This is a genomic window from Pseudomonas sp. LF020, assembly GCF_053456425.1.
Window position 1 is genome coordinate 93,663 of record NZ_JBRFIX010000005.1, and the last position, 20,454, is coordinate 114,116.

At 61.5% G+C, this 20,454-nt stretch carries 16 protein-coding genes; 7 read left to right on the forward strand and 9 right to left on the reverse strand.

The window, feature by feature from the left end; translation table 11 throughout:
* Positions 1-260: 260 nt before the first annotated feature.
* A complete protein-coding gene (locus tag ACU680_RS13655) occupies positions 261-1,652 on the reverse strand; it encodes an FAD-dependent oxidoreductase (RefSeq protein ID WP_448179707.1) in 1,392 nt (463 codons plus the stop codon).
* A gap of 71 nt (positions 1,653-1,723) precedes the next feature.
* Positions 1,724-3,049, reverse strand: coding sequence for an MFS transporter (locus ACU680_RS13660; protein WP_448179708.1), 1,326 nt, complete (start codon positions 3,047-3,049; stop codon positions 1,724-1,726).
* A 269-nt stretch (positions 3,050-3,318) separates the two neighbouring features.
* Between ACU680_RS13660 and ACU680_RS13665 the strand changes: the two genes are divergently transcribed.
* Positions 3,319-4,191 carry a LysR family transcriptional regulator gene (locus ACU680_RS13665; protein WP_367084093.1) on the forward strand — a complete coding sequence of 291 codons (873 nt, stop codon included), beginning with the start codon at positions 3,319-3,321 and terminating at the stop codon, positions 4,189-4,191.
* Between the two features lie 120 nt (positions 4,192-4,311).
* Here the strand turns inward: ACU680_RS13665 and ACU680_RS13670 are convergent, their stop codons facing one another.
* Positions 4,312-5,172: a LysR substrate-binding domain-containing protein gene (locus tag ACU680_RS13670; RefSeq protein ID WP_367084092.1), complete on the reverse strand. Its 861-nt coding sequence runs from the start codon at positions 5,170-5,172 to the stop codon at positions 4,312-4,314.
* A gap of 113 nt (positions 5,173-5,285) precedes the next feature.
* On the opposite strand from ACU680_RS13670, the gene ACU680_RS13675 reads away from it, so the two are divergent.
* The 3 genes from ACU680_RS13675 to ACU680_RS13685 all read left to right on the forward strand — a co-directional run bounded on the left by ACU680_RS13675 (position 5,286) and on the right by ACU680_RS13685 (position 8,118).
* On the forward strand, positions 5,286-6,395 hold the full coding sequence (locus ACU680_RS13675) for a 2-aminoethylphosphonate--pyruvate transaminase (RefSeq protein WP_367084091.1): 1,110 nt from the start codon (positions 5,286-5,288) through the stop codon (positions 6,393-6,395).
* Positions 6,396-6,549: 154 nt separating this feature from the next.
* Complete coding sequence (gene phnX, locus ACU680_RS13680) at positions 6,550-7,377, forward strand: phosphonoacetaldehyde hydrolase (protein WP_367084090.1); 828 nt, start codon at positions 6,550-6,552, stop codon at positions 7,375-7,377.
* Positions 7,378-7,569: 192 nt separating this feature from the next.
* Positions 7,570-8,118, forward strand: a complete 549-nt coding sequence (locus ACU680_RS13685; protein ID WP_448179709.1) for a cytochrome b — start codon at positions 7,570-7,572, stop codon at positions 8,116-8,118.
* 161 nt (positions 8,119-8,279) lie between these two features.
* Here the strand turns inward: ACU680_RS13685 and ACU680_RS13690 are convergent, their stop codons facing one another.
* Together ACU680_RS13690 and ACU680_RS13695 are read right to left on the reverse strand one after the other, a co-directional pair.
* The gene (locus ACU680_RS13690; protein ID WP_448179710.1) at positions 8,280-9,206 is read right to left on the reverse strand and encodes a 1-aminocyclopropane-1-carboxylate deaminase/D-cysteine desulfhydrase; all 927 of its coding nucleotides are present in this window, start codon (positions 9,204-9,206) and stop codon (positions 8,280-8,282) included.
* 227 nt (positions 9,207-9,433) lie between these two features.
* Positions 9,434-11,473: a 2,4-dienoyl-CoA reductase FMN-binding domain-containing protein gene (locus tag ACU680_RS13695; RefSeq protein ID WP_448179711.1), complete on the reverse strand. Its 2,040-nt coding sequence runs from the start codon at positions 11,471-11,473 to the stop codon at positions 9,434-9,436.
* A 206-nt stretch (positions 11,474-11,679) separates the two neighbouring features.
* Here ACU680_RS13695 and ACU680_RS13700 point away from each other — a divergent pair, with 206 nt between their 5' ends.
* Both ACU680_RS13700 and ACU680_RS13705 read left to right on the forward strand, forming a co-directional pair.
* On the forward strand, positions 11,680-12,810 hold the full coding sequence (locus ACU680_RS13700) for a nitrilase-related carbon-nitrogen hydrolase (protein ID WP_448179712.1): 1,131 nt from the start codon (positions 11,680-11,682) through the stop codon (positions 12,808-12,810).
* Between the two features lie 3 nt (positions 12,811-12,813).
* Positions 12,814-13,854 (forward strand): AraC family transcriptional regulator, encoded by a 1,041-nt coding sequence (locus tag ACU680_RS13705; protein ID WP_448179713.1) that lies wholly within the window; start codon positions 12,814-12,816, stop codon positions 13,852-13,854.
* Positions 13,855-14,173: 319 nt separating this feature from the next.
* On the opposite strand, the gene ACU680_RS13710 is transcribed toward ACU680_RS13705, so the two are convergent.
* Positions 14,174-15,061 (reverse strand): DUF2242 domain-containing protein, encoded by an 888-nt coding sequence (locus ACU680_RS13710; RefSeq protein WP_400758776.1) that lies wholly within the window; start codon positions 15,059-15,061, stop codon positions 14,174-14,176.
* A 91-nt stretch (positions 15,062-15,152) separates the two neighbouring features.
* A complete protein-coding gene (locus tag ACU680_RS13715) occupies positions 15,153-16,052 on the reverse strand; it encodes a LysR family transcriptional regulator (protein WP_448179714.1) in 900 nt (299 codons plus the stop codon).
* A 120-nt stretch (positions 16,053-16,172) separates the two neighbouring features.
* On the opposite strand from ACU680_RS13715, the gene ACU680_RS13720 reads away from it, so the two are divergent.
* Entirely contained in the window at positions 16,173-17,375 is a 1,203-nt protein-coding gene (locus tag ACU680_RS13720; RefSeq protein WP_448179715.1) for an MFS transporter, read from the forward strand.
* 583 nt (positions 17,376-17,958) lie between these two features.
* Here the strand turns inward: ACU680_RS13720 and ACU680_RS13725 are convergent.
* Both ACU680_RS13725 and ACU680_RS13730 read right to left on the reverse strand, forming a co-directional pair.
* Positions 17,959-19,830 carry a SurA N-terminal domain-containing protein gene (locus tag ACU680_RS13725; RefSeq protein WP_367084082.1) on the reverse strand — a complete coding sequence of 624 codons (1,872 nt, stop codon included), beginning with the start codon at positions 19,828-19,830 and terminating at the stop codon, positions 17,959-17,961.
* A 236-nt stretch (positions 19,831-20,066) separates the two neighbouring features.
* The gene (locus tag ACU680_RS13730) at positions 20,067-20,339 is read right to left on the reverse strand and encodes an HU family DNA-binding protein (protein ID WP_002552737.1); all 273 of its coding nucleotides are present in this window, start codon (positions 20,337-20,339) and stop codon (positions 20,067-20,069) included.
* Positions 20,340-20,454 lie beyond the last annotated feature (115 nt).

Consider the following 20,454-nt stretch of genomic DNA (forward strand, 5'->3'; position numbering starts at 1 on the left):
AGCGCAGCGACCGTTTGGCGCAGCCAAACACATCGAGAGGAGGTGCAGCGAAGCCAACCGGAGGCGATGCCCCCGGATCAACCCCGTAACGAAGGAACCCGAGCCTAAGCGAGGGCCGTACGCCGGGGCCCAGCCTTTTGGTTACTTTTCGGCGTCTGGAAAAGTGACCCGCCGTAAGGGCGGAACCCTAAGCCGCCGTTACCGCAGCAACGGATATGTACTCAGTAACCCAAAAGAACGCAGCTCTCGCCAGCCCCCAATCACCCCTTGTCAGCCTTCCCCGCCGCCGCCGCAAACTTCGCCAACCGCACATCCAGATGCCGCGGCCGCCGCCCATGATCCTCAGCCCGCTCCTTGCGCCGAATCGCATTACGCACCATCAACGACCCCAGATACCGAATCGGCTCCGGCGGAAAATACCCCAGCGGCCCGTTCACCAACGGCGAACGTGTCCAAGGGTTATCAAGCCCCTGCACCAACGAGGCAAGAATCTGCCCGCCCATGTGACACGGCCCGACGCCACTGCCGGAATAACCAAAACCATAAAACACATTGCCACTGGCACTCATCTGCCCAAAAAACGGCAACCCGGTCACCGAACGATCCGACGGTCCATTCCAGGTCGCATCCACCTTGACCCCGGCAAACGCCGGAAAAAACTCCCCAAGGCTGCGCTTGAGCACATCCGCATAAGGCGATGGCTGATCGAACACCGGCAACATCCGCCCACCAAACGCGAACGTGTTGCCACCCTTGCCGAGCATGATCCGGCCGTCCGGGGTGTTGTGGTAGTAGTGCACGAAAATCCGCGAATCGAGCACCGTGACGCCGCTGGTCAAGCCGATTTGCTGCAGCAGATCCGGGCGCGGCTCGGTGATCAGCATGTCGCTGGAAACAATCGCCACGCTGCGCTCGAACTGCGGAAACGCCCGGGCCATCCATGCGTTCATCGCCAACACCACACGATCGGCGATCACGCAGCCATTGGCCGTGTGAATGCGCGCCGGACGGCCCTCCTCCAGGCCGGTCATCGCCGTGTTTTCGTGGATCTTCACGCCCAGTTGCAACGCCACCCGACGCAAGCCGCGCACCAGTTTGCCCGGTTGCACACTGGCCGCCGCCGGCGAAAACCAGCCCTCCAGATGCTTGCTGGAACCGGCCATGCGCTGCACATCGGCCACCGGGCGTTGGGTAAAGGAGTTGATGCCATTGCGCTCCAGCGCCGCGATCACTGCGTCGGTCGAACCGACCTGCGCCTGGTTGGTGGCGGTGTACAGCGTGCCGTCGAGGCGGTAATCGGCGTCGACGCCGTACTGCTCGCAGAACTCGCCGATGGCGTGGATGCTGCGCTCGGATTCCTTGACCAGGCGCACCGCTTCCTCGACGCCGAACAGACGCTCAAGGGTGAAATACTTGGCAGACCACGACAACGCGCAACCACCGTTGCGCCCACTGGCACCGGCACCGCAGATGTCGGCTTCGATCAGCAATACGTCGAGTTCCGGATTCTGCTGCTTGAGCATGATCGCGGTCCACAACCCGGTATAGCCGCCGCCGACGATGCACACGTCAGTGCGCACTTCGCCTTGCAGCGACGGGCACGTTGCGGATGGGTCGGCCTGCAAGGCCTGCTCGAGCCAAAACGGTCGCATGGGATTCTCCAGTCAGATGGCCACGACACAGCCTGCCGCGAACGCCGCAGCAGGCCGCGAGGCAAGGGTTTTCAGTTACGCAGGGGTTTGATGGTCAGCGGGCAATTGGGAATGGCCGCGCGCGGTTCCATCACCCCGACCGGGCGGCTGTTCCAGTGCGGAATCAGTACCAGCGCCGAGAACAATGCGCAGCCGGCGAAGACGATGAACACCGTCACCGAATCGAAGTAACCTGGCAGCAATCCGCCGAGCACCGCGCCGACCGAGCCGCAGCCGTTGACGAAACCGGCCGCCGTGGCACCGGCCTTGGCCTTGCCGAAGTCAATGGCGGCCGCGCCGCTGATCATCGAATCCGGCCCGTACAGGGTCAGGCCCATGACAAACAGCAGCGCCACCACCAGCATCACGCTGCCGGTGTGCAACGCGCCCATGAACAGCGCCAACGTTACGGTCAGTGCCAGCAGACTGAGGACGCAGGCCGGCATGCGCCGGGCGCCGAACAGTTTGTCCGAGGCCAGACCGATCATGATCGGCCCGAGCAAACCGGCCAGTTCGAACGAGGTGGGAATGATCGCCGCGCCGACCTTGCCGACACTCGGCATCTGCTCGAAGACGATCACCGGGCCCCACAACAGAATCGCGTAACGCGCCGGTTTCAACATGAAGTACGCCAGGCCCAGCACCAGCACCGTGCGGTTGCGCAGGATTTCCTTCAACGGCTCCCAGACGCTGAGCTTGCTGTTGGCTTCGGTTTCCGCGGCACTGAGTTCCGGCTCCGGTTCAACTGCCGGCAGGCCGACGTCTTCCGGTTTGTTGCGCTGGAAGATGAAGAACAGCACCGCCACCGCCGCAACCACCGCCGCGCTGGAAATGAACGCGGCGTGCCAGGTGCCGACCAGCGTATACGCCCACCAGCCGGCGAACGGTGAGGCCACCAGACCGCCGAACGCATAGCAGGAACTCCACAGACCGAGCACTCGCCCGCGCTGTTCGGCAGGGAAGAAACTGCCGAGGTTCTTGCACAATCCCGACCAGCCGGTGGATTGCGCCAGCCCCTGAATCAGCATGCAGGTGGCGAAGATCGGCAGCGTGGCGAAACTGCCCATCACCAACGCGGCGCCAGCGGAAATCAGCAAGCCGCCGAGCACCACGACCCGTGGGCCGAAGCGGTCGGCGAGCATGCCCCAGGTGAATTGGCCGATGGCGTAGGCCGCCAGATAGATCGCATCGAGGTTGGCCATGGCCATCTTGTCGAGCATGAAGGTCGGGTCTTCGGCGATGCCCAGTTTGGCCACCGAAAACGCTTTGCGGGTGAAATAGAAAGCGGCGTACGCGAGCCAGGTGACAGCGAAAATCTGCATGCGCCAACGCGCAATGGTGCCGATGTGCTTGTTCATTGTGGTTCTGACCTCAGGGTGTGAGTGTGCCGGCAGAATCGTTAAGTAAACGCCTGTGTTTTTTATTGTTGAGCACTGCGCCAGCGCCCCATCCTTATGGCGATAGCGGTCAGATGAGTCCTGTTGTTGCACGCACAGGCTCATCGCCAACCTTGCGGCCCGAGCGGGCAGTCAGTGATGGCGTGAGCGGATCAAAGCAATTACTGTTTAATAAATAAAATCGATTTATCGTATTTCACACATAAGCTCAGCTTGTTACCGGAGGCTGCATGTCGGTGTCCCACGCCCAGCTCAAAGCCTTCCACGCCGTGGCCGTGCATGGAAGCTTCACCAAAGCCGCCGAACGGCTTTTTCTCACGCAACCGGCGATTTCCGACCAGGTGCGCAAACTCGAAGAACGCTTCGGTGTGTTGCTGTTTCATCGCAACAAGCGTTCGGTGCGCCTGACCGATCTGGGCGAGCGCCTGCTGGCGATCACCCAGCGGCTGTTTGTGATCGAAGCAGAGGCCCAGGAACTGCTGCAGGAATCCCAGGCGTTGCAGACCGGCAGCCTGATCCTCGCTGTGGACGCCCCGGTGCACGTGCTGCCGCAGATCGCGCGGTTCTGCGAGCGCTACCCGGGGATCAACGTGAAGATCGAGACTGGCAACACCGATGAATCGCTGTTTCGCCTGTTCAACTACCAGGCCGATCTGGCGCTGCTCGGGCGGGATGTCACTGATGAACGCCTGCTGTGCGTGCCGTTGCGCAACGACCCGATGGTGGCGTTCGTCTCGCGCCATCACCCGTGGGCCGAACGCGAGTCGATCTGCCTGGCTGATCTGGATGACACGCCGTTGGTGCTGCGCGAACACGGCTCGGTGACCCGGCAGACCCTGGAAGAAGAAATGGCCCGCGCCGGTTTTCGCATTCGTCCGGCGATTCAGGTCGAGGGTCGGGAGGCGGCGCGTGAAGCGGTGGTGGTGGGGATTGGCGTAGGTGTGGTGTCGGCAGCGGAGTTTGGCGCGGATTCACGGGTGTGCGCGCTGCCGATCACCGATTGCACCCGGCGGTTGACCGAGACGCTGGTGTGCTTGCGTGAACAGAGTTCGCGGCGGGTGGTGGCGACGTTTCTCGAGATGGTGCGCGAGAGTCTTGCTTAGACAGTCACGGCCTCATCGCTGGCAAGCCAGCTCCCACAGGTATGGCGTCGCACACAAATTTGGGGGCCACCACAAATTCTGTGGGAGCTGGCTTGCCAGCGATGAAGGCACCACGGTGTATCAGACTGGCGCCAGGCCGAAAAACGCCTGGATCAGGCGCAATTCCCGCCGCCGCTCCATACAGCCGATCATGTGCCGATTGACCAGCCCCTCCCCGACAATCGGAATCGCCACCACCCGCGGGTCATGGCTGACTTCTACCGACGACACCACACCCACCCCCAATTCCGCTGCCACCGCCTCGGTCACCGCCTCGCGGCTGTCCAGCTCCAGCAACACTCGCGGATGCACCGCCGCCTGCATGCAGGCCTGATCAAAGGTGCGCCGGGTAATCGAACTCGGCTCGCGCAACACCATGATCACCTGATCCAGCTCCTTGAGCCGCACCTCGCCGGTACGCTGCGCCCACGCATGCGCCGCCGGTACCAGCGCGCAGATCCGCGATTCGCTCAACGCTTGCAGATGCAGGCCCTTGCGCGGTTCGACCTCGGTCAGCACCGCCACGTCGGCATGCTCGGACAACAGCGCGGCGAGGGTTTCCTGCGCATTGCCCAGACGCAAATTCACCGTGATCCCCGGATAGCGCGCACGCAGGCTGGCGAGCATCGGCATGACCATGTGCGGGCCGTCCGCCGCCACTTCCAGGCGCCCGGTGAGCAACTGACGGTTGGCTTCGAGCAGGGTCTGCGCTTCTTCGGCCAGACCGAACATGGCGCGGGTGATAGCTGCCAGTTTGGTGCCCTCCTCGGTCAGTTCCACCCGGCGTGCGGTGCGACGCAACAAGGTGATCTGGTAATGCTCCTCCAGCGCCTTGATGTGTCCGGTGACCGCCGGCTGGCTGATGAACAGGCGCGCGGCGGCACGGGTGAAGCTGCCTTCCCGGGCCACGGCATCGAAGGCGCGTAGCTGGAACAGATTCATGGATAACCCTCGCTGATGGCTGGCATAACAACAAACAATTTGATTGATAGACCGCCGAATTGCAACGTATGCCCCGTAGCTTCATCCCACAGCGCTATCGCGAGGACACACGAATGAGTACTGCCGCACCCATCCTGCTCACTCCCGGCCCGTTGACCACCTCGGCCCGCACCCGCCAGGCAATGATGGTCGACTGGGGGTCATGGGATGACCGCTTCAATCAACTGACCTCCAGCCTCTGCGAGCAACTGCTGGCGATCCTCAACGCCGCCGCCACTCACCACTGCGTACCGTTGCAGGGCAGCGGCACCTTCGCCGTCGAAGCGGCCATTGGTACCTTGGTACCGCGTGACGGCAAGGTGCTGGTGCTGATCAACGGCGCCTACGGCAAGCGTCTGGCGAAGATCTGCGAAGTGCTCGGCCGCTCGTTCAGCACCTTCGAAACCGCTGAAGACGAACCGACCACCGCCGCTGACGTCGACCGCCTGCTGCGCGCCGATGGCGACATCAGCCATGTCGCGCTGATCCACTGCGAAACCAGCACCGGCATCCTCAATCCCCTGCCGGAAATCGCCGAGGTCGTTGCGCAACATGGCAAGCGCCTGATCATCGACGCCATGAGCTCATTTGGTGCATTACCAGTGGATGCGCAAAAAGTCCCGTTCGATGCGCTGATCGCCGCCTCGGGCAAGTGTCTGGAAGGCGTGCCGGGGATGGGTTTTGTTTTCGCTCGCAAGGAATCGCTGGCAGCAGCGGCCAGCAACTCGCATTCGCTGGCGATGGACCTGTACGACCAGCACAGCTACATGCAAAAGACCGGTCAGTGGCGTTTCACCCCACCGACCCACGTAGTCGCCGCGCTGCACGAAGCGTTGCTGCAATACAACGAAGAAGGTGGCCTGCCGGCGCGCCATGCGCGTTACGCCGCCAACTGTCAGGCGCTGATGGAAGAGATGAGCAAACTCGGCCTGCGCAGCTTCCTGCCGGCAGCGATCCAGGCGCCGATCATCGCCACCTTCCATGCCCCGAAAGATCCGCGCTACCAGTTCAAGGACTTCTACGAACGGGTCAAGGCCAAGGGTTACATCCTCTACCCCGGCAAACTGACCCAGGTCGAAACCTTCCGCGTCGGCTGCATCGGCCACGTCACCCCGGACCAGATGCGCCAGGCCGTGGCGGCCGTGGGCGAAGTGCTGCGCGAGATGGAAGTGCTCGATATTTGAATCACCACGCTACCTGTGGGAGCGGGCTTGCCCGCGATAGCGGTCTAACCATCAGCATAGATGTCGACTGAAAGGGCCCCATCGCGGGCAAGCCCGCTCCCACAGGATCGCCAAACCTTTTGAATTGCATTGCCAACACAGGATTCTTATTGCCATGAACTACGTAAACCCAAGCAAACTGCAAGCCGCCATCCTCGACTGGGCCGGCACCGTGGTCGATTTCGGCTCGTTCGCGCCAACGCAGATCTTCGTCGAAGCCTTCGCCGAATTCGATGTGCAGGTGTCCATCGAAGAAGCCCGTGGCCCGATGGGCATGGGCAAGTGGGACCACATCCGCACCCTGTGCGATCAGCCGCAAGTCGCCGAGCGTTATCGCAAAGCCTTCGGCCGCACCCCGACCGATGACGACGTGACCGCGATCTACAACCGCTTCATGCCGCTGCAGATCGAGAAGATCGCCGAGCACTCGGCGCTGATTCCCGGCGCCCTGGAAACCATCGCCAACCTACGTCAGCAAGGGATCAAGATCGGTTCCTGCTCCGGCTACCCGAAACAGGTGATGGACAAGGTCGTGGCCCTCGCTGCCACTAATGGCTACGTCGCCGACCACGTGGTCGCCACCGACGAAGTGCCGAACGGTCGCCCATGGCCGGCTCAGGCCCTGGCCAACGTGATTGCGCTGGGCATCGACGACGTAGGCGCCTGCGTGAAGATCGATGACACCGTGCCGGGCATCCTCGAAGGCCGTCGCGCCGGGATGTGGACCGTGGCGCTGATCTGCTCGGGCAACGCGCTGGGCCTGGACTACGCCGGCTATCGTGCGCTGGGCAGCGACGAACTGGCCAGCGAACGCAAACGCATCCATGCGCTGTTCGCCGACTCACGCCCGCACTACATGATCGACACCATCAGCGACCTGCCGGAAGTGATTGCCGACATCAACAAGCGTCTGGCCAACGGCGAGATGCCGCAATCGAGCTGATCACGCCTTTTATCAAAACAACAAAAAACGCCAGGGTCTTCGCGACACTGGCGTTTTTTTTGGCTAAAGCCCTGACTCAGCGCAGTGAAACTCCGATCAGCCTCAGGCAAATCCGCCAAAGCGGATTACAGTTAAAGCATGCCGTCGCGCAAGAACGGCACGTGGCGACCCTGATCTGTGAGGAAATACCGTATGCCGTGGACAAGTTCCGAATCCCGCTACAGCACTGTATCCGTGCTGTTGCACTGGCTGATGCTGCTTCTGTTGATCCTGGTGTACGCCAGCATGGAGCTTCGGGGGATCTTTCCAAAGGGCAGTGGCGGCCGCACGCTGATCCGCGAAGTGCATTACATGCTCGGCCTGACCGTGTTCGTGCTGGTGTGGTTTCGCCTGGTAGCGCGCAGCATCGGCCCGGCACCGAAAATCTTCCCGGCCTCGCCGCAATGGCAAACCCTGCTGGCGCGGGTGATGCACTGGCTGTTGTACCTGTTCATGATCTGCATGCCGATTCTTGGCTGGCTGATCACCAGCGCCGAGGGGCATCAGGTGATGTTCTACGGCTTCGATCTGCCGCTACTGGTGCATGAAGACAAGGCATTGGCCAAGCAGGTGGAGCATTGGCACGTGTTGATCGGCAACATCGGCTACTGGCTGATCGGCCTGCATGCGCTGGCGGGGCTTTATCACCATTATGTGGTGGGCGATAACACCTTGTTGCGGATGATGCCCAAGCGCGGTTGAACACCAACTCGGTGAATTTCCCCTGTGGCGAGGGAGCTTGCTCCCGCTGGGCTGCGCAGCAGACCTGAATCCTGAAAATGTGGACTGTCAGGCAAACTGTATTCGCTGAATCGACGACGGCTGCGCCGCCGAGCGGGAGCAAGCTCCCTCGCCACAGAAGTTCAACTGTAGGAAGTGAATCCGCGGCGCCCCTGCAAACCGCCAGTATGAACAAAGATCAACCGGGTGCCTGGCTCAAATCTGCCGGCCTCGATCTGCTCCTTGAGCGCCAACAACGCCTTGCCGGTATACAGCGGCTCCAACGGGACGCCGCTGCTCTGCTCAGTGTCCTCGATGAATTCGAGCAACATCGGATCGACCTTGGCGAAACCACACCGACTGGCATCAATCAGCTGATAAGCCGATAGCTGCAAACCCGCCTCCCGAACAATCGCCTCAACCTGCGGTGCCACGCCATGATCCTCCGGCACCGCCAGTGCGCCGTACACCGCACGCTCTCCCGCCTCGGCGAGCACTAGCCCCGCCAAGGTTGTCCCGGTGCCGCACGCCAGCCACCAGCCTTGATAATCGCTCCAGCCCAGATTGCTCAGTTGCGTGTTGACCTGTTCCTTGAGCACCTTGCAGCCCAGCGCACCGGCCAATCCGCCACCGCCCTCCGGCACTGCGTGCAGATTCGGATACCGTGCCTGCCAGGGCTCCCAGAAGCCGGGCTCATGCCGCGCCCGATAGCCGCCGTAACCGAGCCAGTGCAGTTGCATGCCGAACGCCTGCAGGTCCTCAACCGTGGGCGTCTGCTGTGGATGGCCACGCAACAGCCCAACGGTTTCGAAACCCAGACGCTTGCCAGCCGCCGCCAGCGCATGCAGATGATTGGAATGCGCGCCACCAAGGCTGATGATGCCCTGCGCGCCGGCGCGGTCGGCAGCTTTGAGGTGTTCGGTGAGTTTGAACCATTTGTTGCCGCTGATCAGCGGGTCGATCTGGTCGAGGCGCAGGATGGCGACCTCGATTCCGGCGTTGGTGAGCCAGTCGAGTTGCAGCCATTCGAGGGGGGCTTGGGGTAGCCAGTTGGGGGGAGGAAGAAGCATGGGCGACTGATCATTCTGGGCAGAGGCCCACATTCTAGTCGCGCATAAGCAGCCATCGCGAGCCGGCTCACTCCTGCATTGGCTTGATGGTGCTCACCGAATCAGTGAACAACACAAACACTGTGGGAGCGAGCTTGCTCGCGAAAGCGGAGTGTCAGCCAATACATATGTCGACTGACACCACGCCTTCGCGAGCAAGCTCGCTCCCACAGGTTAAGCGGCGTAGCTTAAAGTTCAGCGGCGAGACGCGAGCCTTGGTTGATCGCGCGCTTGGCATCCAGCTCCGCCGCCACATCGGCGCCGCCGATCAGGTGCACGTTCTGTCCCGCTGCCACCAGACCTTCCTGCAGCTCGCGCAGTGGATCCTGTCCGGCGCAGATCACGATGTTGTCCACCGCCAGCACTTGCGGCTCGCCGGTCTCGCCGATGCGGATGTGCAGGCCTTCATCGTCGATTTTCAGGTATTCGACGCTGTTGAGCATCTGCACCTGCTTGTTCTTCAGACCGGTGCGGTGAATCCAGCCAGTGGTCTTGCCCAGACCATCGCCGACCTTGGTTTTCTTGCGCTGCAACAGGAACACTTCGCGAGCCGGTGCGTGCGGCGCGGCTTTGATCCCGGCCACGCCCCCACGGGCTTCCAGATTCGTGTCGATGCCCCACTCTTTCCAGAACGCGGTGCGATCCAGACTGGTGGCCACGCCTTGGTGCACGAGGAACTCGGAAACGTCGAAACCGATACCGCCGGCGCCGATCACGGCAACGCGCTTGCCCACCGGCTTGCGCTCGAGGATCACGTCCAGGTAGCTCAGCACTTTGGCGTTGTCTACGCCCGGAATCGCCGGCACTCGCGGCGCGATGCCGGTGGCGAGGATGATTTCGTCGTAGCCGCCCTCGACCAGTTTCGCCACATCGACACGAGTGTTCAGGCACACCTCGACACTCGTGGTCTGCAGCTTGCGCTTGAAGTAGCGCAGGGTTTCGAAGAATTCTTCCTTGCCCGGCACACGCTTGGCGATGTTGAACTGGCCACCAATCTCGCTGGCCGAATCGAACAACGTCACCTGATGACCGCGCTCGGCGGCCACGGTCGCGGCGGACAGACCGGCAGGACCGGCACCGACCACAGCGATTTTCTTGATCTGCTGCACCGGCAAATAGTTGAGCTCGGTTTCATGGCAGGCACGCGGGTTGACCAGGCAACTGGTGAGCTTGCCGCCGAAGGTGTGATCGAGGCACGCCTGGTTGCAACCGATGCAGGTGTTGATTTCGTCGGCACGGCCTTCTGCAGCTTTGTTGACGAATTCCGGATCGGCGAGGAACGGCCGCGCCATCGAGACCATGTCGGCATCGCCTTCGGCGAGGATCTGCTCAGCGATTTCCGGGGTGTTGATGCGGTTGGTGGTAATCAGCGGAATGTTCACCGAACCACGCAGCTTGGCGGTGACCTTGCTGAATGCCGCGCGCGGCACTTTGGTGGCGATGGTCGGGATCCGCGCTTCGTGCCAGCCGATACCGGTGTTGATGATGGTCGCGCCGGCCTGCTCGATGGCTTTGGCCAGGGTCACGATCTCTTCCCAGCTGCTGCCACCCTCGACCAGATCGAGCATCGACAAACGGAAGATGATGATGAAATTCGGGCCGACCGCTTCACGTACGCGGCGGACGATTTCCACCGGCAGGCGCATGCGGTTTTCGTAACTGCCGCCCCAGCGGTCGGTGCGGTGGTTGGTGTGCGCGGCGAGGAACTGGTTAATGAAATAACCTTCCGAGCCCATGATTTCCACGCCGTCGTACTCGGCGGTTTGCGCCAGTACCGAGCAGGTGACGAAATCGCTGATCTGCTTCTCGATGCCTTCCTCATCCAGCTCTTTGGGCTTGAACGGGTTGATCGGCGCCTGAATCGCACTCGGCGCGACCTGTTTCGGGCTGTAGGCATAACGCCCGGCGTGGAGAATCTGCATGCAGATCTTGCCGCCCTCCTCATGCACCGCGCGGGTGACGATGCGGTGCTTGAGCGCCTCTTCCTCGGTGGTCAGCTTGGCCGCGCCGGAATACACGCCGCCCTCGTCGTTCGGGCCAATGCCGCCGGTGACCATCAGGCCGACGCCGCCACGGGCGCGCTCGGCGAAGTACGCCGCCATGCGTTCGAAGCCGCCCGGTTTCTCTTCAAGGCCAGTGTGCATCGAGCCCATCAGGGTGCGGTTGCGCAGCGTGGTGAATCCCAGGTCCAGCGGGGCCAACAGGTGCGGGTAATGAGCGGCGGTCATCGGTAACTCCACAGCGAGCGATCACGGAAATTGCGGGAGCTCTGCGTCCCCCGTCAGTCATGTTCGACAGACTAAGAGTCGCACTGCTGTCACTCAATGACCGAAACTGACAACTTATTGATCCAAATGCGCAGCGCCCCTTGGCAAGCGCCGGCATGCGCCCTACCCTAGTCGCCACACCCTGTACCCGGCTGTTGTTGGTTTTCATGCGCAAACTTCTGTATCTGTTTTTCTCCATGGCCATCGTTGCCGCCTTGACCACCTACGCCATGTGGGCGGCGGACCGGCCGGCGGGGCATTACCTGTCGGACCTGCGCATCAAACTGGCGGTCGATCAGGGCACACCCGCCGACCGTGGCAATCTGCTGGGCATCCAGCCAGAACTGTTCCCTACCGACTACCAGAGCCCCGAGCGCCTGCACCGCAAACTCGCGGCCTATCTGCAGCAGGCCCAGGATCAGGGGCTGCTCAATGAAAAAACCGTGGTGGTGCTGCCCGAGCATGTCGGTACCTGGCTGATGATCAGCGGCGAGAAAGACGAGCTGTACCAGGCGCCGACCCTGGTCGAAGCGATGAACTGGCTGGCGGCGAGCAATCCGTTGCTGTTCGCCCGCGCCTGGCTCACTGCCAAGGGCGAAAATCGCCTCGACGACGCGCACCTGCGCATGAAGTCCAACGCCATGGCCAAGGATTACCAGGCGCTGTTCGGTGGCCTGGCCAAGGAATTCCACGTGACCCTGGTGGCCGGCTCCATCGTCCTGCCCGAACCGAGTATTCGTGATGGACAGCTCAAGCCCGGCAGCGGTGCGCTGTTCAACAGCAGCGTGGTATTCGGTCGTGATGGCTTGCCGCTGGGCCAGCCCCAGCGGCAGATGCACCCGATCTTCGAACAACGTGACGTGATCGGAAGCGAAGACGAGCACGCGATCAACGTGGTCGAGACCCCGGCCGGGCGTCTGGGTGTGCTGATCGGCAGCGACAGCTGGTACCCGGACAACTATCGCCGACTCGACGAGCAAGGCGCGCAACTGGTGGCGGTGCCCGCCTTCGTCGTCGGTCACGACACCTGGAATCAGCCGTGGGCAGGTTACAAGGGTTCGAGTACACCGGGGTCGGTCAGCCTCAAGCCCGGGGAAATCAGTGAAGGTCAGGCCTGGCATCGCCTGACACTGACCGCACAGCCACCGAGCAGCCGTGCGATCGCCGGCATGAGCGTGTTCCTGCGCGGCCAGTTCTGGGACAAGCCCGGTTCGGGGCAAAGCTTCCTCAGCAGCAACGGCCAGCAATTCGCCGATGGCGAAGCCCGTGGCGCGCGTCTGCTGAACATCTGGTTGTAAGCCATGAAGCCGCTGCCGATGCGCCTGGGGGATCTGTCGGTAGGTTTCGTGCATAGCCTCGCTGATGCCGTGCGCAGCCATGGTGCCGATCCGCAACCGCTGCTGGAACAATATGGTCTGGATGCCGCGCGACTGGCCGAGGCCGGCGCGCGGTTGTCGATTCCGCGCTACATGCGTCTGGGGCACAGCGCGGTTCAGTTGACCGGCGATCCGGCACTGGGCTTGCGCATGGGCCAGCTCAGCCGCTTGAGTCAGGCCGGGCTCGCCGGGGTCACTGCCGCGCAGGCGCCGACCGTGCGCGAGGCCGCCCGTTGCCTGATCCGCTTCGAGCCGCTGTACGGCTCCAACTATCGCGGACAGTCGAGCTTTCACGAGGACGCCCACGGCGCGTGGCTGCGCTTTTATTCGATCAGCCCGTACAACGCCTATAACCGTTTTGTAGTTGATTCAATCATCGCCGGCTGGCTGCATCAGCTGTCCAGCGTCGGGCGCGAGCCACTGCGGGCCGAACGCATCGAGATCGAATTTGACGAGCCGGACTACCGCGACGCCTACAGCGTGCTGGGCGACTGCCCGATCCAGTTCGGCGCCGAACGCAATCAATTGCGCCTGAACCTGAACAGCCTCGCACAGCGTAATCCCGAGCACTGCCCGAGTACTTGGCGGCATCTGCTGCAATTGTGTGAAAGAGAACTGGAGCAATTGACCCGCACCCGCAGCCTGCGTGAACGCATCACTCAGCTGTTGGGGCCGTTGCTCAACGGTGGCCGGGAACCCGACCTGGAAGAAGTGGCGGCGCGCCTGAAGCTGCCGACCTGGACCTTGCGCCGCAAACTAGCCGAAGAAGGCACGCAGTTTCGCGCGATCCTCAACGACACCCGCCGTGATCTGGCAATGACCTACATCCGCGACACCGAACTGGCGTTCGGCGAGATCGCCTACCTGCTGGGCTTTGCTTCAGCCGAAGCGTTTCAACGCGCCTTCAAGCGCTGGAGCGGACAGACCCCCGGCGAGTTTCGCCGCAGTCACCGCAAAACCGCCTGACGCCTTACAACTCGGTGGCGTCTTCGGCCGGCTCTGGCTGATCCAGTTCATACGCCTGGTATTCGAGCAGTTCTTCTTGATAGTCATCCATCGTTTGATCCCCCTGCTGCCCGTTTGAAAATAGCCCGGTCAACTGACCAGTGCCTCGAGCCTAGCGTGCCCGTATGAAGGAAAAGTGACATCCCGCCTTCATGAATAAAACGTAGCAGGTGGTCAGGAATTTATCGCGGGATTTTTGTCAGGGGAATGTAACGAGCTTTCACGCGCCGCAGAAACACCTGTGGGAGCAGATTTGCTCCCACAGGGTTTCGCACCGGGCTTACTGCATTGCCGGAATCGGCTCGGACGGTGGCGGGATATTGCTCGGGTTGGCCGGCGGCGTGATCGTTTCGCTGGCCGGTGCTGGTTCAGCACTCGGTGCCGGGGTGATCGGCGCAGACTCCGCAGGCGGCACCACGGGTTCGGAACCCGTTGGCGTCGGTGCTACCGGGGCCGGCGCCGGGGTCGCTGCCGGGGCTGCCGGCGTCGTGGTCTGGGCTGGCTCGACAATCCCGGCTGGCGGCGGCGCAGGCGTTGCCTCTACCGCCGGCGCAGGAGTTGCCGGCGCTACAGCGGCAGGCTTCGGCTCCGGCACCCCGAGATCGGTCTTGGGTTTTTCTTCGATGTGCGCAGCTTTCTTCGCATCGGCTGGCAGAAACAGTTCAACCAGGGTGAAGAATCGCTCGTAGAACTTCTGCGAGGTCACGGTCTCACTGGCCACCTTGACCATCGAATCATCGGAGGAGCCGATCGGCATCGACACCGAACCCAACACACCGACCCCGAGGCTGGCGGAGTTATTGGTCTTCTTCAGCGCATAGCGATCCTGCAAGGCGTTGGCGAACACCGTGGCATGGTGCTTGGAGCTGCCGTCTTCGGTACACACCACATTGAAGCTGATCTCCATGTGGGTTTCACCGGTTTGCTGGAAGCTTTTGTGGCCACTGATGAGTTTCGGGTCACTGCTGGTGATGATGTAGCCCTGGCTGAGCAACGCACGACGGGCCGCCTCGCAACTCGCGGTGTCAGCCACCGGATAATTGCGCGAGAACGTGCCGGAATCATCGAAGTTCTCATGCTCATAGATCGGCTTGTCCTTCGAACAGCCAGCAACAGCGGTCAACAACAGCGCCAACCCAACGACACGCATGGGAGTTGAAATCAACATTGAACATCCTGAGGAAAAACAGTCCGGGGCGTATTGTGCAACAGAACTTGGCCCTGCGGCGCATGGATTGTGTCTTAAAGCCGTTACAACCCTATTGACCCTTGTTTGCCGGAAAAAGTCGCAGCGACAAGTGATCGACGAAGACGCGCAATTTGGCGGTGGCATGGCGGCTGGAGGGCCACAACACCCAGAACTGACCGGTGTGTTTCATATGCGCATCCAGCACTCGCTGCAAGCGCCCCTGCGCCACATCCTCATGGGTCATGAAATCCGGCAGGCAGGCGATACCCATCCCTGCCAGCGCCGCATGATGGACGGCTTCGATAGAAGTGGTAACCAGCCGCGTCGGCAAGCTCGGCTCCGGCGCGCCCTCCTCGCCAGTCAATGGCCATGGCTCCAGCTTGCCAGTGGCATGAAAGGTGTGCCGCAAGCAGGCGTGCTCCGCCAGATCGGCGGGAATTTGCGGCACGCCGTGCTGTTGCAGATACAGCGGGCTCGCCACCAGCACCATGTGAAACTCGCCCAAGGGCCGCGCCATCAGCCGTGAATCACGTGGTTGACCGGTACGAATCACCGCATCGAAGCCCTCCTCCACCACGTCGACCATGCGATCGGTCAGGTCCAGATCCAGTTCGATCTGCGGGTACAGCGCCATGAACTCATTCATCACCGGCATCACCAGGCCATGTACTTGAGGCAGGCTGATGCGCAGTTTGCCATGGGGCTGCGAGGCGGAATTGCAGAGTTCGAACTCGGCGGCTTCCACCTCGGCAAGAATCTTGCGACAGCGTGCGAGGAACAGCGCGCCCTCGCTGGTCAGGGTGATGCTGCGGGTGGTGCGATGAAACAGCCGCACGCCGAGTCGCGCCTCCAGCCGGGCAATGCTTTTGCCCACCGCCGATGACGAAACGCCCTGCAACCGCCCCGCCTCGGTAAAACTGCGAGTCTCGGCGACCTGAACAAACACCGAAATACTGCCCAGACTGTCCATTTCACCTCTCCGACTTACGACATCCGTGTCCGATATGTTCGGAACCGTAAACTATTTTTCTCCAATGCGCAGCGCCCTAGCCTATGGCCTTCACCCACTTCGGCACATGGACGCTGACTCATGAACGATACACAACTGACCTCGGCCCTCACCCAGCCAGTCGACACCCACCACCGATTACCCCTCGGCGCCTTGCTGGCCCTGGCCACCGCTGGCTTCATCACGGTGCTGACCGAAGCCATGCCCGCCGGCCTGCTGCCACAAATGAGCGCAGGGCTGAATGTCTCCCAGGCACTGATCGGACAACTGGTAACGCTGTACGCGATTGGCTCGATGCTCGCCGCCATCCCGCTGACCATCGTCACCCGCAGCTGGCGTCGCCGGCCATTGCTGCTGTCAGCCATCGGCGGCTTCGCCATCGCCAACAGCATCACCGCCCTGTCGGAGTGGTACTGGCTGACCTTGATCGCACGCTTGCTCGCCGGGATATTTGCCGGGCTGCTGTGGGCGTTGCTGGCAGGCTACGCCAGCCGCATGGTCGCGCCACACCTGCAAGGCCGCGCGATCACCGTCGCCATGCTCGGCGCACCGCTCGCCCTGTCGCTGGGCATCCCGGCCGGCACGTTACTCGGCACCCTGGTGGGCTGGCGCCTGAGCTTCGCGGTCATGACCGCACTGACACTGCTGCTGGTGATCTGGGTGCGCTGGCAAGTACCGGACTTTGCCGGAGAACACGCAGGAAAGCGCCTGCCCCTGCGTCAGGTCTTTACCCTGCCCGGGGTGCGATCGGTGCTGTTCGTGACCCTGTCCTACGTGGTCGCCCACAACCTGCTGTACACCTACATCGCCCCGTTCCTGCAACCGTCTGGACTTGGCGGCGATATCGACCGAGTGCTGCTGGTGTTCGGCCTGGCCTCGGTGCTGAGCCTGTGGATCGTCGGCAGCCTGATCGACCGCTGGCTGCGCGAGCTGGTGCTGATCAGCACCCTGCTGTTCATGCTTGCGGCCGTCGCCCTCGGCCTGTGGCGAGAATCGCCGGCCGTGGTGTATACCGCTGTCGCCGTGTGGGGCCTGGCGTTCGGCGCAATGCCCTCGCTGCTGCAAACCGCCTCAGCGAAAACCGCTGGAGAGGCTGCCGATACTGCGCAGTCGATGCTGGTGACCCTGTGGAATGTCGGGATTGCCGGGGGCGGCTTGGCGGGTGGTTTGCTGCTGGGGAATTTGGGAGTTGGGGCCTTTCCGTGGATTGTTGTGGGATTGCTGGTTCTGACTTTATATACGGCGCTCAGGGCGCGGGGTCATGGGTTTGCGGGGGTGAGGTGATGGGTTTGTCTGTCGCGGATTGGTTGACTGATCGACCGTCTTCGCGAGCAGGCTCGCTCCCACAGGGATTGAGGTGGGCAGTCAGAGATGGGGCGGCTGACAGGCCGCCATCGCTGGCAAGCCAGCTCCCACAAGATCAGGATCAAGATCAAGATCAAGATCAAGATCAAGATCAAAAGATCGCAGCCTTCGGCAGCTCCTACACAGGATGAGCGTTAGCTCGGCTGCAGCTCTTGATCTTGCCGTGCCGGCCCCTTCGGCAGGCTGAGTGGAGGGGTTTATCCGGGGGTGGGAGCGCAGCGACCGTTCGACGAAGTCGAACACATCGAGAGGAGGTGCAGCGAAGCAAACCGGAGGCGATGCGCCCGGATGAATCCCGCAACGAAGGAACCCGAGCCTAAGCGAGGGCCGTACGCCGGGGCCAAGCCTTTTGGTTACTTTTCGGCGTCTGGAAAAGTGACTCGCCGGAAGGGCGAAACCGCCAGCCGCAGCACCCGAAGCAACGGATATACACCCAAATCTCAACCATAAAAAAAACCCCGACCATAAGATCGGGGCTTTCCAGTTACCACTCAGTCAACCATCAATACCGCTTGATGTCCGCCTGACTCTCCAACTGTTTACGGAACGCCGCAAAATCCTGCTGGCCTTCACGCGAAGCCAGGAAACGACGGTACTGCGCCTTCTCTTCATCAGTCGGCGCTACCGCTTCATTCACACCGTCCAGACGCACAATCATCAGACTGCCGTCCTGCAAGGTCACGCTGCTGAACGTCGGCTTGCCCTTGGCCGCCGGTTTCGGCATGCGGAACAACGCCTGCAGCACAGTCGGGTCAACCCCTTCCTGAGCACGGGTCGCCGCGGTCACAACCTTCCAGTTCTGGCCATCAACCGCCTTGTCCAGCGGAGTCTTGCCATCGCGCAGACTGGCGATCAACTGGTCAGCCTTGGTCTTGGCCGCAGCGCTGGCATGCTCTTTGGTCAACTGCGCACGAATCGCCGTGTTGACGGCTTCCAGCGGCAGTTGCTCAGGCTTCAGATGCTCCTTGGCGCGCAGCACCACCACGGTTTCCGGATCCAGCTCGATGCCGGTGCTGTTGGCGTTTTCTTCCAGCACTTCCTGGCTGAACGCAGCCGTCACCACAGCGCGGTTGGCGGCGATGCCTTCGCCACCTTCACGGCCGAATGGCTTGGAGGTGTGCACAGTCAGTTTCAGATCTGCTGCAGGCTGGGCCAGGTCAGACGCTTCGAACGCCGAATCTTCCAGTTGCTTGGTCGCCTCGACAAAACGCTGCTCGACCTGTTGAGTCTTCAGCTCGCGGGTCAGCTTGTCTTTCAGGCTGGCCAGGGTCGGTACTTCTGGCGCTTCAACACCCAGCAGTTTGATCAGGTGGTAACCGAAGTCGGTACGCACCGGCTCGGACACCTGGTCCTTGTTCAACGAGTACAGGGCTTTTTCGAAGGCTGGGTCATAGACGCCAGGACCGGCGAAACCGAGATCACCGCCATTGTTGGCAGAACCCGGATCCTGCGAGAACTCCTTGGCCAACGCTTCGAATTTCTCGCCCTTGGCCAGACGCGCCTGGACTTCTTCGATCTTCGCCTTGGCCTGAGCGTCGGTGGTCTTGTCGTTGACTTCGATCAGAATGTGCGCCGCACGACGCTGTTCCGACAGGTTGGCGATCTCTTTCTGATACGCCGCCTGCAAGTCTTCATCCTTGACCGCAACCTGGTCAAAGAACGAGGACTTCTTCAGCTCGACATAATCGACAACCACCTGCTCAGGGGTCATGAACTCCTTGGCGTGCTCGTCATAATAAGCCTTGACCTCATCGTCGGTCAGCTTGACCGCGGCCGGGTCGGCCTTGACGTTCAGCGAAGCGAAGTCGCGGGTCTGTTTTTCCAGACGGGCGAATGCCAGCACTTCGGCGTCGGTGACGAAGCCGCTACCGGCAACACCGGCGCGCAACTGACCGATCAGCATTTCCTGAGCCAGCATCTGGCGGAATTGCATGCGGGTGTAGCCCAGTTGACGAATCACCTGGTCGAAACGCTCGGAGCTGAACTTGCCGTCCACCTGGAATTCAGGGGTCTGCAGGATCACCTGATCCAGCGCACCTTCGGAGAAAGCGAATTTCGATTGTTCTGCGCCTTGCAGCAGCAGCTTGCGATCGATCAGACCCTTGAGGGCCGATTCGCGGAGCATTTTTTCGTCAAGCAAGGAAGCATCGAAGTCCTTGCCCAGCTGTTGCATCAGCTGACGGCGTTGCATGTCAACGGCCTGGCTCAGCTCGTTCTGGCTGATTTCTTCACCATTGACCTTGGCCGCATCGTTGGTGTGCGTGGTGGCCTTGAAAATGGCATCGAAACCGGTCAGAGCCATCAGTGCAACGATGACCCCGATAATGGTCTTGGCAATCCAGCCTTGTGAATTGTCCCTGATATTCTGCAGCATGCGTCCCCCAGAAACGGTTGAACTTCAAAAATTAGGCAACCGTGGAGCGTGGGTAGAATCCGGATAGAAGAAAGGCGCATCCGAGGATGCGCCTTCTCGTAACTGGCGGAGCGGACAGGGCTCGAACCCTCGATCCCGGCGTTACAGGCGGCTGTTCCAGCGACCTGCTCTACCGCTCCGCTGCCAAGTCAGGCATGACCCCGACCCGGATGGGTAAAAACCTGAAACAAACTTGCTTAGTTGACAGCTTCTTTCAGCGCTTTACCGGCTTTGAAACCTGGCTTTTTAGCAGCAGCGATTTCCAGCGTCTTGCCAGTCTGTGGGTTACGACCGATACGAGCTGGACGATCAGTCACGGAGAACGTGCCGAAACCTACCAGAACAACGGAGTCGCCAGCCTTGAGAGCGCCAGTGACGGATTCGATTACAGCGTCCAGCGCACGGCCAGCAGCAGCTTTCGGGATATCAGCGGATGCAGCGATAGCATCAATCAGTTCCGACTTGTTCACTCTAAGTCCCCTTATATCTATTTTGAGATGATTCTAAGTTTTTTGGTGAAAGCAAAAACAGTGCTGAATGGCCTACAGACACTTAAGAGCCGCTTTATAACAAGGGCTCTAAAAA

Coding starts and splice junctions, on each gene's coding strand:
- ACU680_RS13655 (WP_448179707.1), bottom strand. CDS start 1,652: ATGCGACCGTTTTGGCTCGAGCAGGCCTTGCAGGCCGACCCATCCGCA.
- ACU680_RS13660 (WP_448179708.1), bottom strand. CDS start 3,049: ATGAACAAGCACATCGGCACCATTGCGCGTTGGCGCATGCAGATTTTC.
- ACU680_RS13665 (WP_367084093.1), top strand. CDS start 3,319: ATGTCGGTGTCCCACGCCCAGCTCAAAGCCTTCCACGCCGTGGCCGTG.
- ACU680_RS13670 (WP_367084092.1), bottom strand. CDS start 5,172: ATGAATCTGTTCCAGCTACGCGCCTTCGATGCCGTGGCCCGGGAAGGC.
- ACU680_RS13675 (WP_367084091.1), top strand. CDS start 5,286: ATGAGTACTGCCGCACCCATCCTGCTCACTCCCGGCCCGTTGACCACC.
- phnX (WP_367084090.1), top strand. CDS start 6,550: ATGAACTACGTAAACCCAAGCAAACTGCAAGCCGCCATCCTCGACTGG.
- ACU680_RS13685 (WP_448179709.1), top strand. CDS start 7,570: ATGCCGTGGACAAGTTCCGAATCCCGCTACAGCACTGTATCCGTGCTG.
- ACU680_RS13690 (WP_448179710.1), bottom strand. CDS start 9,206: ATGCTTCTTCCTCCCCCCAACTGGCTACCCCAAGCCCCCCTCGAATGG.
- ACU680_RS13695 (WP_448179711.1), bottom strand. CDS start 11,473: ATGACCGCCGCTCATTACCCGCACCTGTTGGCCCCGCTGGACCTGGGA.
- ACU680_RS13700 (WP_448179712.1), top strand. CDS start 11,680: ATGCGCAAACTTCTGTATCTGTTTTTCTCCATGGCCATCGTTGCCGCC.
- ACU680_RS13705 (WP_448179713.1), top strand. CDS start 12,814: ATGAAGCCGCTGCCGATGCGCCTGGGGGATCTGTCGGTAGGTTTCGTG.
- ACU680_RS13710 (WP_400758776.1), bottom strand. CDS start 15,061: ATGTTGATTTCAACTCCCATGCGTGTCGTTGGGTTGGCGCTGTTGTTG.
- ACU680_RS13715 (WP_448179714.1), bottom strand. CDS start 16,052: ATGGACAGTCTGGGCAGTATTTCGGTGTTTGTTCAGGTCGCCGAGACT.
- ACU680_RS13720 (WP_448179715.1), top strand. CDS start 16,173: ATGAACGATACACAACTGACCTCGGCCCTCACCCAGCCAGTCGACACC.
- ACU680_RS13725 (WP_367084082.1), bottom strand. CDS start 19,830: ATGCTGCAGAATATCAGGGACAATTCACAAGGCTGGATTGCCAAGACC.